The 15,382-nt window shown below is 66.9% G+C and carries 16 protein-coding genes; 5 read left to right on the top strand and 11 right to left on the bottom strand.

The features are described from left to right. Positions 1-9: 9 nt before the first annotated feature. Together ACAG21_RS25490 and ACAG21_RS25485 are read right to left on the bottom strand one after the other, a co-directional pair. Complete coding sequence (locus ACAG21_RS25490) at positions 10-837, bottom strand: acyl-ACP desaturase (RefSeq protein WP_370499042.1); 828 nt, start codon at positions 835-837, stop codon at positions 10-12. Between the two features lie 70 nt (positions 838-907). Continuing rightward, on the bottom strand, positions 908-2,377 hold the full coding sequence (locus ACAG21_RS25485; RefSeq protein ID WP_370499041.1) for a glycine hydroxymethyltransferase: 1,470 nt from the start codon (positions 2,375-2,377) through the stop codon (positions 908-910). 129 nt (positions 2,378-2,506) lie between these two features. Between ACAG21_RS25485 and coaA the strand changes: the two genes are divergently transcribed. Beyond that, positions 2,507-3,445: a type I pantothenate kinase gene (gene coaA / locus ACAG21_RS25480; RefSeq protein WP_370499040.1), complete on the top strand. Its 939-nt coding sequence runs from the start codon at positions 2,507-2,509 to the stop codon at positions 3,443-3,445. Positions 3,446-3,536: 91 nt separating this feature from the next. On the opposite strand, the gene ACAG21_RS25475 is transcribed toward coaA, so the two are convergent. From ACAG21_RS25475 to ACAG21_RS25460, 4 genes are all read right to left on the bottom strand, one after another. Beyond that, positions 3,537-3,929 carry a hypothetical protein gene (locus ACAG21_RS25475; protein WP_370499039.1) on the bottom strand — a complete coding sequence of 131 codons (393 nt, stop codon included), beginning with the start codon at positions 3,927-3,929 and terminating at the stop codon, positions 3,537-3,539. Between the two features lie 154 nt (positions 3,930-4,083). Continuing rightward, entirely contained in the window at positions 4,084-5,172 is a 1,089-nt protein-coding gene (locus tag ACAG21_RS25470; protein ID WP_370499038.1) for a methyltransferase, read from the bottom strand. Positions 5,173-5,339: 167 nt separating this feature from the next. Then, on the bottom strand, positions 5,340-6,710 hold the full coding sequence (locus tag ACAG21_RS25465; RefSeq protein WP_370499037.1) for a hypothetical protein: 1,371 nt from the start codon (positions 6,708-6,710) through the stop codon (positions 5,340-5,342). A gap of 39 nt (positions 6,711-6,749) precedes the next feature. Next, positions 6,750-7,538 carry a (2Z,6E)-farnesyl diphosphate synthase gene (locus tag ACAG21_RS25460; protein ID WP_370499036.1) on the bottom strand — a complete coding sequence of 263 codons (789 nt, stop codon included), beginning with the start codon at positions 7,536-7,538 and terminating at the stop codon, positions 6,750-6,752. Between the two features lie 108 nt (positions 7,539-7,646). On the opposite strand from ACAG21_RS25460, the gene ACAG21_RS25455 reads away from it, so the two are divergent. Further along, positions 7,647-8,384: a hemolysin III family protein gene (locus tag ACAG21_RS25455; protein WP_370499035.1), complete on the top strand. Its 738-nt coding sequence runs from the start codon at positions 7,647-7,649 to the stop codon at positions 8,382-8,384. Between the two features lie 90 nt (positions 8,385-8,474). Here the strand turns inward: ACAG21_RS25455 and ACAG21_RS25450 are convergent, their stop codons facing one another. Genes ACAG21_RS25450 through mca form a run of 3 tightly spaced genes read right to left on the bottom strand, consistent with a single transcriptional unit; the run spans position 8,475 to position 11,651 of the window. Next, positions 8,475-10,499, bottom strand: a complete 2,025-nt coding sequence (locus ACAG21_RS25450) for a thioredoxin domain-containing protein (RefSeq protein ID WP_370499034.1) — start codon at positions 10,497-10,499, stop codon at positions 8,475-8,477. Continuing rightward, positions 10,486-10,782, bottom strand: coding sequence for a hypothetical protein (locus ACAG21_RS25445; protein WP_370499033.1), 297 nt, complete (start codon positions 10,780-10,782; stop codon positions 10,486-10,488). The genes ACAG21_RS25450 and ACAG21_RS25445 overlap by 14 nt, the downstream gene beginning before the upstream one ends. Beyond that, entirely contained in the window at positions 10,779-11,651 is an 873-nt protein-coding gene (gene mca / locus ACAG21_RS25440) for a mycothiol conjugate amidase Mca (protein ID WP_370499032.1), read from the bottom strand. Before mca ends, ACAG21_RS25445 begins: the two co-directional genes overlap by 4 nt. A gap of 123 nt (positions 11,652-11,774) precedes the next feature. On the opposite strand from mca, the gene ACAG21_RS25435 reads away from it, so the two are divergent. Continuing rightward, the gene (locus ACAG21_RS25435; protein ID WP_370499031.1) at positions 11,775-12,209 is read left to right on the top strand and encodes a DUF4307 domain-containing protein; all 435 of its coding nucleotides are present in this window, start codon (positions 11,775-11,777) and stop codon (positions 12,207-12,209) included. Positions 12,210-12,422: 213 nt separating this feature from the next. After that, on the top strand, positions 12,423-12,917 hold the full coding sequence (gene greA, locus ACAG21_RS25430) for a transcription elongation factor GreA (RefSeq protein WP_096289794.1): 495 nt from the start codon (positions 12,423-12,425) through the stop codon (positions 12,915-12,917). On the opposite strand, the gene ACAG21_RS25425 is transcribed toward greA, so the two are convergent. Beyond that, positions 12,914-14,080, bottom strand: a complete 1,167-nt coding sequence (locus ACAG21_RS25425; RefSeq protein WP_370499030.1) for a cystathionine gamma-synthase — start codon at positions 14,078-14,080, stop codon at positions 12,914-12,916. The two genes, greA and ACAG21_RS25425, sit on opposite strands and share 4 nt — an antisense overlap. A 112-nt stretch (positions 14,081-14,192) precedes the next feature. Between ACAG21_RS25425 and ACAG21_RS25420 the strand changes: the two genes are divergently transcribed. Then, entirely contained in the window at positions 14,193-14,621 is a 429-nt protein-coding gene (locus tag ACAG21_RS25420; protein WP_370499029.1) for a low affinity iron permease family protein, read from the top strand. A 4-nt stretch (positions 14,622-14,625) separates the two neighbouring features. Here the strand turns inward: ACAG21_RS25420 and ACAG21_RS25415 are convergent, their stop codons facing one another. Next, positions 14,626-15,303 carry an RDD family protein gene (locus tag ACAG21_RS25415; RefSeq protein ID WP_370499028.1) on the bottom strand — a complete coding sequence of 226 codons (678 nt, stop codon included), beginning with the start codon at positions 15,301-15,303 and terminating at the stop codon, positions 14,626-14,628. Between the last annotated feature and the right edge of the window lie 79 nt (positions 15,304-15,382).

Raw genomic sequence — 15,382 nt, 5'->3', positions numbered from 1 at the left:
GCGGCCGGCTCAGCCGCCGAGGAACTGCCGCAGTTTGGGCTCGTCAGCGACGCCCCACTCGGTGATGCGGTCGGCGATCGCCTGGCGCAGATCGGCGGGCCCGAAAATTCCGGCGGCCTCGACGTTTTGCACCTTGTCCTGGTAAGCCCGGATGTCGGCACCCACGACCTGCAGTTCGGCCGCGCGCTTGGCGATCGCGTCGATCGTCTCGTCGCGGGTGTAGGTCAGGCAGTGCGCGACGAGGTTGGAGAAGAACAGCTCGTGGCGCACCTCGTCGCGGTAGATCCGGTCGACCAGCCCGGCCAGAATCGGCTCCTCGAGCTTGGCGGCCAGATTGCGGCAGTAGACGGCGTGGGTGCGCTCGGTCAACGCCATGTACACCAGGGTTTCCACCTGGGTGTAGTGGTCGGCGCGGTAGCCCTGCATCAAGTACTCGACGCGGGCCTCTTCGTTGGCGGTGGGATCGACCTCACGGGTCACCACGAGGTACTCGCGCAGCGCGATGGCGTGCAGATGCTCTTCGGCGGTCCAGCGGCCCAGCCAGCGGCCCCACCAGTCCTCGAGAATGAAGTGCTCGACGAGCTCACGGTGGTGAGCGGCCAGGTCATCCTTGAGCAACAGCAGGATCTCGCAGGCGTCGGTGAATTCCCGGGGCAGCGTCATGCTGGACGGGTCCCAGTCGCGTCCGCCCAGGAAAGCGAAGTTCTCGCCCCGGTCGAACGGTACGTAGTCATGGGCGAACCAGATGTCGTCGGTGGACAGGTGACGGTCCATTTCGGCCTCGACGACCGGCTCGAGTTCCAGGGTCAGCGCGTTAGCGACAGGTTTCTGTGCCATGCGGTTACTGTAACCGATCGACACAGGTTAAAAAAGTTGGCCGCGCCGTGTCGCGGCCAACGAGCGGAATCTAAACCGTCAGACCCGGGTACAGCGGATTGGCGGCCAACAATTCGGCGGCGGCCGCGTTGACCCGTTCGGCGGTGCCGTCGGCCACTGAGTACTTGGCCTTGGAGCTGCCTTGCGGTGCCGTATTGGTCAGCACATCGATCATCAGCTCGGCCACCCGGTCGAATTCGTCCGGACCGAAGCCGCGGGTGGTCAGCGCGGGGCTGCCGAGCCGGATCCCGCTGGTGTACCAGGCGCCGTTCGGGTCGGCAGGAATGGCGTTGCGGTTGGTCACGACGCCGGCGTCGAGCAGGGCCGACTCGGCTTGGCGTCCGGTCAGGCCAAACGAGGTGACGTCGAGCAGCACGATGTGGTTGTCGGTGCCCCCGGTGACCAGCCGGGCATCGCGCTTGAGGAAGCCGTCGGCCAGGGCCTGGGCGTTGTCGGCGACCCGCTGCGCATAGGCCTGGAACGCGGGCTGCCGCGCCTCGGCCAGCGCGACCGCCTTGGCCGCCATCACGTGCGACAGCGGCCCGCCCAGCACCATCGGGCAGCCCTTGTCGACGGCGTCGGCGTATTCGGGTTGGCAGAGAATGAGGCCGCCGCGGGGACCGCGCAAGGACTTGTGGGTCGTGGTCGTCGTGACGTGGGCGTGCGGCACCGGATCCTCGTCGCCGGTGAACACCTTTCCCGCGACCAGGCCGGCGAAGTGCGCCATGTCCACCATCAGGGTGGCGCCGACCTCGTCGGCGATCTCACGCATCGTCGCGAAATTGATCCGGCGCGGGTAGGCCGAGTAACCGGCCACCAGGATCAGCGGCTTGAACTCCCGCGCGGCGGCCGCGACGGCGCCGTAGTCGATGAACCCGGTGTCGGGATCGGTGCCGTAACTGCGCTGGTGAAACATCTTGCCGGAGATGTTGGGCCGGAAGCCGTGAGTGAGATGCCCGCCGGCATCCAGCGACATGCCCAGCAGCCGCTGGTTGCCCAACTTGGCGCGCAGCTTCTCCCAGTCCGCCTCCGACAAGTCGTTGACATGCTTGGCGCCGAGCTCGGCCAGACCCGGCGCCTCGACCCGGGTAGCCAGGATCGCCCAGTAGGCAACGAGGTTGGCGTCGATGCCCGAGTGTGGCTGCACGTAGGCATGTGGTGCACCGAACAGCTCACGGGCGTGCTCGGCGGCGACGCTTTCTACTGTGTCGACGTTCTGACAACCCGCGTAGAACCGGTGCCCAATGGTGCCCTCGGCGTACTTGTCCGACAGCCAGGTGCCCATGGTCAGCAGCACCGCGGGCGACGCGTAGTTCTCGCTGGCGATCAGCTTCAGCGAATCACGTTGGTCAGCGAGCTCTTTGCGCGTCGCCGCGGCGATGCGAGGTTCGACGGACTCGACCACCTGCAGTGCGGCGCGGTAGGCGGCGGTCGCGGTGTCGGCGTATTCGGCACCGGGTGACGTGGTGGAGATGGCGGTGTGGGTCGAGTCGGCTGACATGCGAACGAGACTAGTCGGCCGGCAACGCCTGCGTGGTCGGCGGTTGGCCCCGCACCCGTGCGATCCGCGATCCGCGCCTTTTACCAGCCCAGCCGTCTGGCGCGGGATCGTCCCTGCCACACTGGCACTATGCCCCGGCTGAGCGAGCCGAGCCCATATGTGGAGTTCGACCGAAAGCAGTGGCGCGCGTTGCGTATGTCGACGCCGCTGGCCCTCACTGAAGAGGAGCTTGTCGGTCTGCGTGGTCTCGGCGAGCAGATCGACCTCCTGGAGGTCGAAGAGGTGTATCTGCCCCTGGCCCGGCTCATCCACCTCCAGGTCGCGGCGCGACAGCGATTGTTCGCTGCCACTGCGGAATTCCTCGGTGAGCCGCAGCAGAACCCGGACCGGCCGGTACCGTTCATCATCGGCGTGGCCGGAAGTGTGGCGGTCGGGAAGTCGACGACCGCGCGTGTGCTGCAGGCGTTGCTGGCGCGCTGGGATCACCACCCGCGCGTCGACCTGGTGACCACCGACGGCTTCCTCTACCCGAATGCCGAGCTGGAACGACGAAACCTGATGCACCGCAAGGGTTTTCCGGAAAGCTACAACCGTCGGGCGCTGATGCGGTTCGTCACCTCGGTCAAATCAGGCTCCGACTACGCGTGTGCGCCGGTGTACTCACACCTGCGCTACGACATCATCGCGGGAGCCAAACACGTGGTCCGCCATCCGGACATCCTGATCCTGGAGGGCCTCAACGTCTTGCAAACAGGTCCGACCCTGATGGTGTCGGACCTGTTCGACTTCTCGCTCTACGTGGACGCCCGGATCGAAGACATCGAACAGTGGTACGTCTCCCGGTTCCTGGCGATGCGCAGCACCGCCTTCGCCGATCCGGCATCGCACTTCCACCACTACTCGGCCCTCAACGACACCAAGGCGGTCGCCGCCGCCCGCGAGATCTGGCGCTCGATCAACCGGCCCAATTTGGTCGAGAACATTCTGCCGACCCGTCCCCGCGCCACCCTGGTGCTGCGCAAGGATGCCGACCACTCCATCAACCGGTTACGGCTGCGCAAGCTCTGACGCCCCCGAGAGTCCGGAAAAGGCCGAAGCGGGGCGCTCGCCGGGCCCTGAAAAAGCCCCGCGGCGCCCCGCATCGGCGGGACGGGGGTGCCTACGCGGGCAATCGACGCACCCCCAGGTATTGCAGCCAGGCAAACGCCGCGGCGTAGACGCCGATGGCCAGCGTCGCGGCGACCCCGGTCGCGGTCATCGGCACCGCTTCGACGGCCTCGACGGAGCCGAGCGCAACCACGATGTTCGCGACGACGACGCCGACGCCGGCTGTCCGTAGGTCGGCAAGGCCCGTCAGGCCGTACACCACCAGGCCGTACAGCACGAACAGGGCTCCGATGCCGTATTCCAGGTTGGCGCTCAGGTCAGCGATGCAGGCGATGGCGAGACCGCACAGTCCCGTCAACGTGGCGTCTGCACGCATCGCGAAACGCAACAGCGAGTCGGTCGCGTCGTACAGATGTCTGGTCGGCATACCGGTGATAGCGGACATTGGCTTACTCCTCGCGATGACGGTTGTGTCGAACTGGTTTGAGCGTCCCGCCGGAGCACTGCCATATCGACGCGTGGCACTGCCAACTCCTGCCACGCAAGAAATGACCAGGGATTACCGCCAGGTATTCCCGTGTTCGGCGGCGAATGTGGGATTACACGGCGACCGCTTCGACGATGCTCAGCGATGAGGCCGTTTCGACGACGCGGGTGAGCCGGAAACCGGCGCGGCTGAGCAGCCGACCGTATTGGCCAGCGGTGCGCTCGCGAGCGCCCGCCGCGATGTGCATCTCCAAATCCAGCCAGTTGCCTGGGAATTCCCGGCCGTGTCGCGGCATCACGAATTCCAGGATCAAGACCTGCTTGCCAACCCCGGCGGCTTTGCGGATGTTGCTGAGAATCTGTACGGCCTCGTCGTCCGGCCAGTCGTGGATGATGTGCTTGAGCAGGTAGGCGTCGCCACCGTCGGCGACGGATTCGAAGAAAGAGCCTTCGACCAGCTTGACCCGGTCCGCGACACCGTGCTCCTCGAGCAATGCCGGGGCACCCGAAACGACGTGTGGTTGGTCGAACAGGATGCCCCGGGCTTGTGGTGTGGCGTTCAGGATCGCGGCGAGCAGCCGGCCATGTCCGCCGGCGACGTCGACGATTGTCCCGAAACGACTGAAGTCGTAGCCCGCGACCACCGGCGGGATTTCAAGTTCGGAGAGGTCGGTCATGGCGTCGTTGAAGATCGCGTCGAGTTCGGGCTCCCCCACGATGTATTCGAAGGCGGGCTTGCCGCGCAGTTCCGGGATGACGGCCCGGCCGGTGCGAATCGATTGCGTGAGGCGGCTCCAGTGCTCGCGTTGCTGGGGTGATCCCACGAAGCGCGCGAATGCGCGCAGCGACCCGTCACTGTCGGTGCGCAGCGTGTCCGCGAGCGGGGTGAGGTCGTAGCGTCCGTCGCGGCGACGACGGAAAATGCCACGTGAGATCAACGCCCGCAGCAGACGACTGACGGTGTCGGCATCCGCATCGACTGCGTCGGCCAACTCGTCGACGTTCAACGGCCCCATGGCCAGCGCATCGGCGATGCCGAGATCGGCCGCAGCGGTAATCGCCTGCGCGGCCCAGGCATTCGTGATCATTTCCATCATCGCAACCTGCGGCGGGACCATGCGCTGGTAGAGCTGACCGACGTGATGGCGGGCGAATTCCAGACCCCGCGCGAATTGGGCGGGCGGAAGTGTTGGCGAAAACATAAGTCCCCCTTGCAGACTCGGAATGGTATGGGCCCGGCCATCCGGCCGTACCTACCCGTATTCGTTGCCAGTCCAGCCGAAGATGGCGCACGTCGCCATAACAACCGGCGTTGTCATCCGGGAAACGCAGCAGGCTGTACAGATCAGGCAGACAGCGAGGCGTCGAGCTAATCGCTGGGGACGGCGATGCGTCCGCGTAGATCAGCGGCGATAAGCCGGGCCGCGGCGTTTTGCCAGTTGTGCAGCGAACGCTGCGGGACCTCGGTGACGAACCAGTGCCAGGCCTGTCGCGCGGTCGGATCCAGGCCCGAGGCGGTGGCGTTCTGCGCGTAGGCGCGCACCCCGACGACGTACGGGAAATACAGCGAGTTGTAGTACCGCCACTCTTCGGTGGTTCCGAAATCGCCACCATCACGCGGCTTCAACCGCGAAATGCCGTCGGCGAGCACGGCCTTGAGCTCGTTGGCGCGCTCGACCGGATGGTCGGGTGCGCCGCGGGCGGCCAGCCGCTCGTCGATCACCGGCAACGCCGTCAGCGGGCTCGCGACCAGCTTGCTCAGGTCGCCGTAGTGGCCCAGGGCGCGGCGGGTGAGCCTGACGAACGTGACATCGTCGACGTCCGCGAGCGGATGCTCCTGGCGCAGCGGCAGCGCCGCACCGGTGTGCCGCAGCGCGGCCCGATCTGCCCGCAGCGCAGGCGATTTCGAGAACGCCAGCCGGTCGAGCACCCCGGCCAGCGGATCGGCGAGCACTTGCACGGTGATCGCCACCGCCACGCTGGTGAACAACAGCACGGTCAGCGCGGTCTGCGCGGCAGGATCGTGGCGGGTCACCGCCAACCCGATCAGCGCCTGGCCGCCGAACAGCGCCGCCACCGCCACCGAACCGGCGAACGAGCGGAGCATGTCGGCGCGCAACGCCTGGCCTTCGTCGAACGCGTCCCACAGGGCGACGGCGATCCCGAGCCCAAGGACGTCGCAGCTTGTCGACGCCAGCGCAACCCAACTGGGCACCAGACCCAGCGGAATGATCAGGATGGCGTTGCCCAGCGCGAAGAACAGAGTCGCGGTGATGGCCAGCCCCACGGCCGGCCGCGGCCGTCGCGGGCGGCGCAGCGCGACAACCATCGCGCCCAGGGTCGACACCGAGATCACCGCGAACATCAGCCAGTGTCCCGGCCGCAGCGGCCCGTCGACGCTGCCGGCCAGCATTGCCCCGCACAGGGTCAGCGCGGCGACCCCGGCCACCAGCAGCAGCTCGCGGGTGCGAGCCCGCCAGCCGTCGCTGGGCCGGGACAGCTCGACGAGCACCGCGAACCACGCCACGCCGGGAACGGTCGCCAGGTAGATCTCGACGCGGCTGAGCAGCTGTGCGTACGCGGGGCTGGCGGTCCGCACCGCGTCCAGCGCCACCACAAGCGCGAAACCGCACAGCCCGGTCGCCGCCAGCACCAGGACGGGTTTGCGCGGATCGCGGGCCGCCAGATACAGGCCCAGCCAGGCGCTCAGCGTGAACACCACCGCCGACAGCGCAGCCATCTACTCAGTGTGGCATGTCGGCAACCTGCGGCTTAAGGCCTACTTGCCGTACCGGCGATTGCGCAGGCTGTAGTCGCGCAGCGCACGCAGGAAGTCGACGCGACGAAACGCCGGCCAGTGCGTTTCGCAGAACCACATCTCCGAATAGGCGCTCTGCCATAGCAGAAACCCCGACAGCCGTTGCTCGCCCGAGGTGCGGATCACCAGATCGGGGTCGGGCTGCCCGGAGGTGTAGAGGTTCTCGGAAATGGCGTCGACCGTCACCGCCTCGACAAGCTCCTCGGCCGTGGCGCCATTGGCGAGTTTCTTGCTCAACAACGCGCGCACCGCGCCGACGATCTCCTGCCGCCCGCCGTAGCCGACGGCCACGTTGACGTGAAACGGCGCGACGCTGGGCGTGGATTCGACCGCGTCGCGCAACCGGCGGGCCGGCTCGTCACCGAGCAGTTCCAGGTCGCCGACCGTGCGCACGCTCCACCGGTTGGCCGGCGCGCAGATCTCCTCGACCACGTCAGTGATGACTTCGATCAGCCCGGCCAGCTCATCGGGATCGCGTTGCAGGTTTTCGGTGGACAGCAGATAGACCGTGGTCATCTCCACACCGGCTTCCTGACACCATCGCAGCATCTCGGCGATCTTCGCCGCGCCCATCCGGTAGCCGAAGCTGACGTCGTCGTATCCCGCGTCGCGCGCCCATCGCCGGTTGCCGTCGCACAACACCGCGATGTGCCGCGGTAGCTCGGCTTTCGAGCCGGCCAGTTCCTGCTTCAGCCGCAGCTCGTACACCCGATACAACGGCTCTTTGAGCCGCGGCGGAATGATCTCCACGAGGATCCACCCTACTGTGAGCGACAGCCGATTCCGGAGCGGAATTTCCGGCGATCTCGGCGCAAGTCACAGATCGCCTTCCGTCCGCGAACGCTAACGTTGACCGATATGAGGACCGAGACCAGCACGGCCGCCCCGGCGCAGCCCGAATCGCAGGGACACGCTGCCAATGCCGCGCAGCAGCTCGTCGACGGCGTCACCCGGGTGCTGACCAAGCCACGGTTCCGCGGCTGGATCCACGTCTATTCCGCCGGCACCGCGGTCTTCGCGGGCGCATCGCTGGTCGCGGTGTCCTGGGCGGTGGGCTCCACCCGGGCCGGGCTGGCGACGCTGCTCTACACCTTCGCCACCATCATCATGTTCACCGTCAGCGCGACGTATCACCGCGTGCACTGGAAGTCGGCCACCGCCACGAAGTGGATGAAGCGGGCCGACCATTCGATGATCTTCGTGTTCATTGCGGGTAGCTATACGCCGTTCGCGTTGCTGGCGCTGTCACCGCACGACGGGCACGTGGTGCTCTGGATCGTGTGGGGCGGCGCGGCGGCCGGGATCCTGCTGAAGATGCTGTGGCCGTCGGCACCGCGCTGGGTCGGGGTGCCGCTCTACATCCTGCTGGGCTGGGTGGCGGTCTGGTACACCGGCGAAATCCTGCACAACGCCGGGGTGGCCGCGATGGTGCTGCTGTTCGTCGGCGGCGCCTTGTACAGCATCGGCGGCATTCTCTACGCGCTACGCTGGCCCGACCCATGGCCGTCGACGTTCGGCTACCACGAGTTCTTCCACGCCTGCACCGCGGTCGCGGCGATCTGCCACTACATCGCGATGTGGTTCGTGGTGTTCTGAGCCATCCCCGCGAGACTGCAACTAGCGACGGCGTTACTCGGGAAACGGGTAGCGGAATACAGTTTCGCGGCGGTCTTGCCTCGCGGCGGTCTACCGCGCGGGCACGGCGAGGGCGGCGGCCAGGTCGGCCGGCCGGGTCACCGGCAGATCGCACAGACGACCGCGGCACACGTAGGCGGCGTCGGCGCCGCGCACCCGGTCGCGGCCGACCAGCAGTGCCGACGTGTCCATCTTTCCGCCCATCACGATCGCCCCGCCGGGAGCGAGCCGGCGGGCGTCGGTCAGCAGGGGTGACCGTGGCGAGTGGCACGCGATCGCGATCTGCAGCGGGCCCCGGACCGCGGCTTCGGCGACCGAGATCCAATGCCCGGCCGACCGCGGGGCCTTGGCCAGCAGTACCGAGTGCGCGGCCAGCGCCTCGGTCGCCGCTCGCAGGTAGCGCGGCGCGTCCACACTGCCGACCAGATGCGCCGCGGTCAGCAGCGCCTCGGTGATCGCCGACGCGCCCGACGGCGTCGCCCCGTCCAGCGGATCGGCCGGGCGCAGCATCAGCTGTTCGGCATCGTCGGCGGTGTCGTACCAGCGGCCGGGTCGCTGTGGATCGGCGAAATGCGCCAGCGCGGTGTCGAGCAACTCGCATGCCGCCGTCAGCCAGACGTCCTCGACGGTCAGCTGATACAGCGCCAACAGCCCGGTGGCCAGCATCGCGTGGTCCTCCAGGATGGCGGCGCTCTCGCCGACCACCCCACCGAGGCTGGCCCGCCGCAGCCGGCCGCCGACCACATGCAGATCCAGCAGCGCCGTCGCGCACCGCCGAGCCGCGCGGGCCAACTCGGGATCTTCTAGGGCCACACTGGCCTCCGCCAGCGCGGTGATCGCCAGGCCATTCCACGACGTGACGACTTTGTCGTCGCGTCCCGGCTGGATCCGGGTGCGCCGCGCGGCCAGCAGCGCGACCCGCACACGTTCGAGGCGTTGCGGATCGTCGGGATCGCCGGGAAGTTGCAGCACCGACGTGCCGTGTTCGAAGGTCCCGGACTCGGTGACCGCGAACACCTCAGCGGCCCAGGGGCCGTCGTCGGGACCGAGCACCTCGGTCAACTGCTGCGGCGTCCAGACATACGTCGACCCCTCGCGGCCGTCGGCGTCGGCGTCCAGCGACGAGGTGAACATGTCGCCGTCGGCCAATTCGTCGAGCAGGAATCGCGCGGTCTGCGCGGTAACCCGGCGGGCCAACGGATCCCCGGTGCGTCGGGCCCAATGCGCGTAGCCGCGCAACAGCAGCGCGTTGTCATACAACATCTTCTCGAAATGCGGTACTACCCAAGCATTGTCGACGCTGTAGCGGGCAAATCCCCCGGCCAATTGGTCGTAGATGCCGCCGCGCGCCATCGCATTGCCGGTGCGTTCGACGGCCTCCAGCGCCGACGACGATCCGGTGCGCTCGTAATGGCGCAGCAGTGCTTCCAGCACCGCCGACGGCGGGAACTTCGGCGCGCCGCCGAACCCGCCGTGCGCCATGTCCGCCTCGCCCAGCACCGCGGCGACCGCGTGATCGCACAGTGCCGGGTCGACGTCCGGGCCACCGGAGGGCAGCCCCACCAGGGCCCCGGACATCTTGCGTAACTCATCGGCGATGTGGTCGGATGCCTCCTCGACCTCGCCGCGGCGTTGCCGCCACGTTTCGGCGACGGCCGAAAGAAGTTGCAGAAAACCATCTTTCGGGTAATAGGTGCCGCAGAAGAAGGGCCGCCCGTCCGGGGTCAGGAAACACGTCATCGGCCAGCCGCCGTGCCCGGTGAGCGCGACGGTCGCGTTCATGTAGACCGCATCGATGTCCGGCCGTTCCTCGCGGTCGACCTTGACGCAGACGAAGTCCGCGTTCATCGCGGCCGCCACCTCGTCGTCGGAGAACGATTCGTGGGCCATCACATGACACCAGTGGCACGCGGCGTAGCCGATCGACAGCAGGATCGGCACATCGCGTTGCGCGGCGTCTTCCATCGCCTCGGGAGTCCACTGCTGCCAGTGCACCGGGTTGTCGGCGTGTTGACGCAAATAAGGGCTGGTAGCCAGCCCGAGAGTGTTGACCGAGGACGATTCAGCCGGGCTCATCGCCGGGCCCTGACACCCGTCCGTTCGCCGACCCCGGGGCCTCGTCGCGGGGTGGCCCGACCGTGTCGGTGCCTTCGTCGGCCGCCTGATCGGGCTCGGGATGCTTGGGGTCGAACGACTCGGGCACCTTCTTGAGTTGCTTGTTCATCGAACGCAGCAGAAACAAGGTGGCGATCAACAACAGCACGACGACCAGCAAGCCGATCGGACTGGCCTTGCCGAAGTCGGGCCCCGTGTGCTGCGGTGTCCCGTCAGCGATCACCGTGAGCAAAAGGTGTCTCACGTGTGATTCTCGATTCCGCTGAACAGATCGTCCTCGGGCAAACGGATGGGCACCCGGGAGCGCGCCAACTCGAATTCCTCAGTCGGCCACAGCCGCTGCTGCCAGGCAATCGGGGCGGCGAAGAAGTCCGCCTTCGGGTCAATCTGGGTGGCATGCGCGCGCAGCGCGTCGTCGCGCTGGCTGAAATATTCCGAGCACTCCACCCGGGTGGTCACCCGGGACTCGAACGGATCGTGCTCGGGTTTCCAGTGCTCGAGCCACTTCTGGAACGGGGGTTCGTGACCGTGCTTGATCGCCTCGTCGTGCAGCAGCTGCATCCGCTGGCGCAGGAAGCCGTGGACGTAGTACAGCTTGGACACCGCCCAGGGCTCACCGGCGTCCGGGAAACGGGCATGATCGCCGGCCGCTTCGTAGGCGCCGACCGAAACCTGATGGCAGGCAATGTGATCCGGATGCGGGTAGCCGCCGTTTTCGTCGTACGTAGTGATCACGTGTGGGCGGAACTCGCGCACGACGCGCACCAGCGCCTCGACGGACTCCGCTAACGGCACCAGCGCGAAGCAGCCGTCGGGCAGCGGCGGCGGCGGATCGCCCTTGGGCAGACCGGAATCGACGAAGCCGAGCCAGGTGTGCTCGACGCCGAGGATTTCGGCAGCCTTGGCCATTTCGTCGCGGCGAATCTCGGCGATGTGCTCCTGCACGTCAGGCAGGTCCATCGCCGGATTGAGGATCTCGCCGCGCTCGCCACCGGTCAACGTCACGACCAGCACGCGGTGGCCCTCGTCGGCATACCGGGCGAGTGTGGCCGCACCCTTGCTGGATTCGTCGTCGGGGTGTGCGTGCACCGCCATCAACCGCAGTTCGCTCACGTGTCCCCTTGTCGGTCCGCTGGTCTCCCTTCGAGCCTATAAGGACCCTATAATTCCAGTTTCCCGATGTTGCGTGCTGTCGGCCGTCCTCCGGCAGCACATAAGCCCACCCGTGAAACAGCCATGACCCAGACTTCCATTCCACGCCCCGAGGCCCGCTACGGGCGCGCGCGCCTGTCTGCGGTCTCGCGACGCCGGGTGGCGATCGCGCTGGGTGTGCTGGTTCTCGCGGCCGGCATCGGCATCGCGGTCGTCGGCTACCAACGGCTGGGCACCAGCGACGTCTCGGGTTCGCTGGCCGGTTACCAGGTGGTCGACCCCGAAACGGCGTCGGTCACGATCAGCGTGACGCGATCTGATCCGTCGCGGCCGGTGGACTGCATCGTGCGCGTGCGCGCAAAGGACGGCAGCGAGACGGGCCGGCGCGAGGTATTGGTCGGCCCATCCGCGCAGGCCACGGTGCAAGTCACGACGACGGTGAAATCCTCACAACCACCGGCCATGGCGGACATTTACGGATGCGGCACCGACGTGCCCGGCTACCTGCGCGCAGCCTGACCGGATACAAAGGCGAGCTCAAATGACGTCATCGGCTGTTTCCACGGTGGTAACATGGATGAATGCACGGTTCCTCCCGGGACCGTGTATTGCTGCATTAGCGGCCGTGAGCACAACGGCACGGCAGCACGGGGCGGGACACGGACACTCCCTTTACCGGAGTTCAGAAGCTCACGCGGTTACGCGGAGAAATACGACGAGGAGCACGACAAGATGACGGACACTCAGGTGACCTGGCTGACCCAGGAATCACATGACCGGCTGAAGGCTGAGCTCGATCAGCTGATCGCGAATCGTCCCGTCATCGCCGCGGAAATCAACGACCGCCGCGAAGAAGGCGATCTGCGGGAGAACGGCGGCTACCACGCCGCCCGCGAAGAGCAGGGTCAGCAGGAGGCGCGCATTCGCCAGCTTCAGGACCTGCTCAACAACGCCAAGGTCGGCGAGGCGCCCAAGCAATCCGGCATCGCGCTGCCCGGTTCGGTGGTCAAGGTCTACTACGACGGGGACAAGTCCGACACCGAGACCTTCCTGATCGCGACCCGCCAGGAGGGCGTCAAGGACGGCAAGCTCGAGGTGTACTCACCCAAGTCGCCGTTGGGCGAGGCCCTGATCGACGCCAAGGTCGGCGAGACGCGCAGCTACACCGTGCCCAACGGCAACACCGTCAAGGTCACGCTGGTGAGCGCCGAGCCGTACCACGACTAGCCGAGGGCTTGTTCGAGGTCGGCCAGCAGGTCGCTGACATCCTCGATACCCACCGACAGCCGAACCAGGTCATCGGGAACTTCCAATTGCGAACCGGCAGTTGACGCGTGCGTCATCGCGCTCGGGTGCTCGATCAGAGACTCGACCCCACCCAGTGATTCGGCCAGGATGAACACTTCGGTGGCGGCACAGAGCTTTTCGGCCGCCGCCCGGCCACCGCGCATACGCACCGACACCATGCCGCCGAACCCCGACATCTGCCGCGCGGCGACCTCGTGCCCGGGGTGGGTGGGCAGACCCGGATAGAGCACCTCGCTGACCGACGGGTGCCCGGCGAGGAATTCCGCTACGGCCAAAGCGTTTTCGCTATGCCGCTGCATCCGCAGCACCAACGTCTTGAGGCCGCGCATCGTCAGGTAGGCGTCGAACGGGCCCGGCACCGCGCCGGCCCCGTTCTGCAGAAAGCCGAAAGCGTCGTCGAGCGCCTTGTCGTTGGTTACCAACGCGCCACCCACCACATCGGAGTGGCCACCGATGTACTTGGTCGTCGAGTGCAGCACTACGTCGGCACCCAGTGTCAACGCCTGCTGCAGCGCCGGCGAAGCAAAGGTGCTGTCCACCAACACTTTTGCCGAATGCTGCTTACCGATGTCGGCGATGGCCGCGATGTCGGCGACGGACAGCAGCGGATTAGTCGGTGTTTCCACCCAAATCAGCCGGGTCTGCGGCGTGATCGCGGCCGCCACGGCGTCGAGGTCCGACAGCGCTGCCGGCGTGTATCCGACGTTCCACTGCGTGAAGACCTTGTCGATCAAGCGGAATGTACCGCCGTAGGCGTCATTTGGGATGACCAGATGATCGCCGGGCCGCAGCATGGCGCGCAGGGCACAGTCGGTGGCGGCCATGCCGGAGCTGAACGCCCGTCCAAAGGCACCGCCTTCGACGGCCGCCAGCGAGGCTTCCAGCGCGGCCCGGGTCGGGTTGCCGGTACGCGCGTATTCGAACCCGCCGCGCAGACCGCCGACGCCGTCCTGGGCGAACGTGCTGCTGGCGTAGATCGGAGCGTTCACCGCCCCGGTCGCGGGATCCGGGCGGTAGCCGGCGTGAATGGCTTTGGTGGCCAGTCCCTTGATTGCGTGCTGTCCGTTCGGGTTTTCGGTCATCGCCGTTCAGCCTAATGAGCGCCACGGATTGTGCCGAGTGCGGTTATGCAAATCACCGGCCGGGTAGTCGTCGTTCACCGCACCGTCGCCAACCGCTCGGAGAGTGACCGCAATGGCCGATGACAGACACCCGGCGACCAACCAGTCATCCAACGACATGCCGTCCGGCGACGATGCCAGGCTGTCGCTGTTCGATCGCTTTGCCACCACCACCAGCACGTGGGTTTCCAAACCTTGGTTTTTCGCTATCTGTGTGCTGCTGGTCGTCGTGTGGGTGCCCAGCATCTGGGCGCTGCCGACGATCGACACCTGGCAGCTCGTGATCAACACCGTCACCACGATCATCACGTTCCTGCTCGTGGCGTTGCTGCAGAACACGCAGTCACGCAGCGATCGCGCGCTGCAGCACAAGCTCAACGCGATCGCCGACGCGCTGTGGGATTTGATGGGCGAATTGGGCGAAGAGCATCCCCGCCTGCGGCGTCACCGCGATGAGTTGGCCGACGCGGTCGGCCTGGAACAGCGGATGGGCTCGGCCTGACCCGTCAGATCGGCAGCACCACGGTCGTCAGGATCTTGTCGGCGATGGTCTGCCGCTTGGCGTCCCACAGCGGAAACAGGAATCCGATGAAGCAGATGACGGCGTCGACGAAGTGGGCGAGGTCGCGCACGACGGACATGCCGAAGCCGATCGGCGCTCCGGTCGTCTCGCTGACCACTTTGATCTTCATCACGGTCTTGCCCAGGCTCGAGCCGGTGGTGCCCTGGCGGTAACCCCGGTTCCAGAGCCAATACGCCAAGCCCGCCAGCGTCGCCAACCATTGCGCCAACTGGCCGATCGTCGAGGGCTGGCTTACGCAGTATTGGCTGACGTCGTACTGGGTGATGTCGGTGACGCAGGACGACTGCTGGGTGGCGTACATGATCCCGGTGCCGATGCCCTGCACGATCGCATACGGCAGGTAGTCGATCAGCAGCGCCAGCACCCGGGTGATCCACGGCGTGTACGAGTCCGTCGGCAACGCGCGGATCGCCGGTCCGGGCGGCGGCGGGGCGTATCCCCCGCCAGACGGCGGCGGCGGTGGCGGGTAGGCCCCGCCGGGCGGCGGCGGTGGCGGGACGGAACCACCCTGAGCGGAAGAAGCGGGTTCATACCCGCCAGAGGCCGGTTCATAACCACCGGGTGGTTCAGGCGGCGAAGAGGGCGGCGGCTGATCGGTCATGGTGCAACCTTCCACTGCGGGTTAGCTGAACTAGCCGCATTACAGTACCTGAGAAGCCACCTGTCGCGGAGGCGACGGA

The organism is Mycobacterium sp. pR1184 (genome assembly GCF_041287235.1).
Classification (GTDB): Bacteria; Actinomycetota; Actinomycetes; order Mycobacteriales; family Mycobacteriaceae; genus Mycobacterium.
The sequence above is the reverse complement of the archived record's forward strand: the minus strand, read 5'-3'. Positions and strand labels throughout refer to the sequence as shown.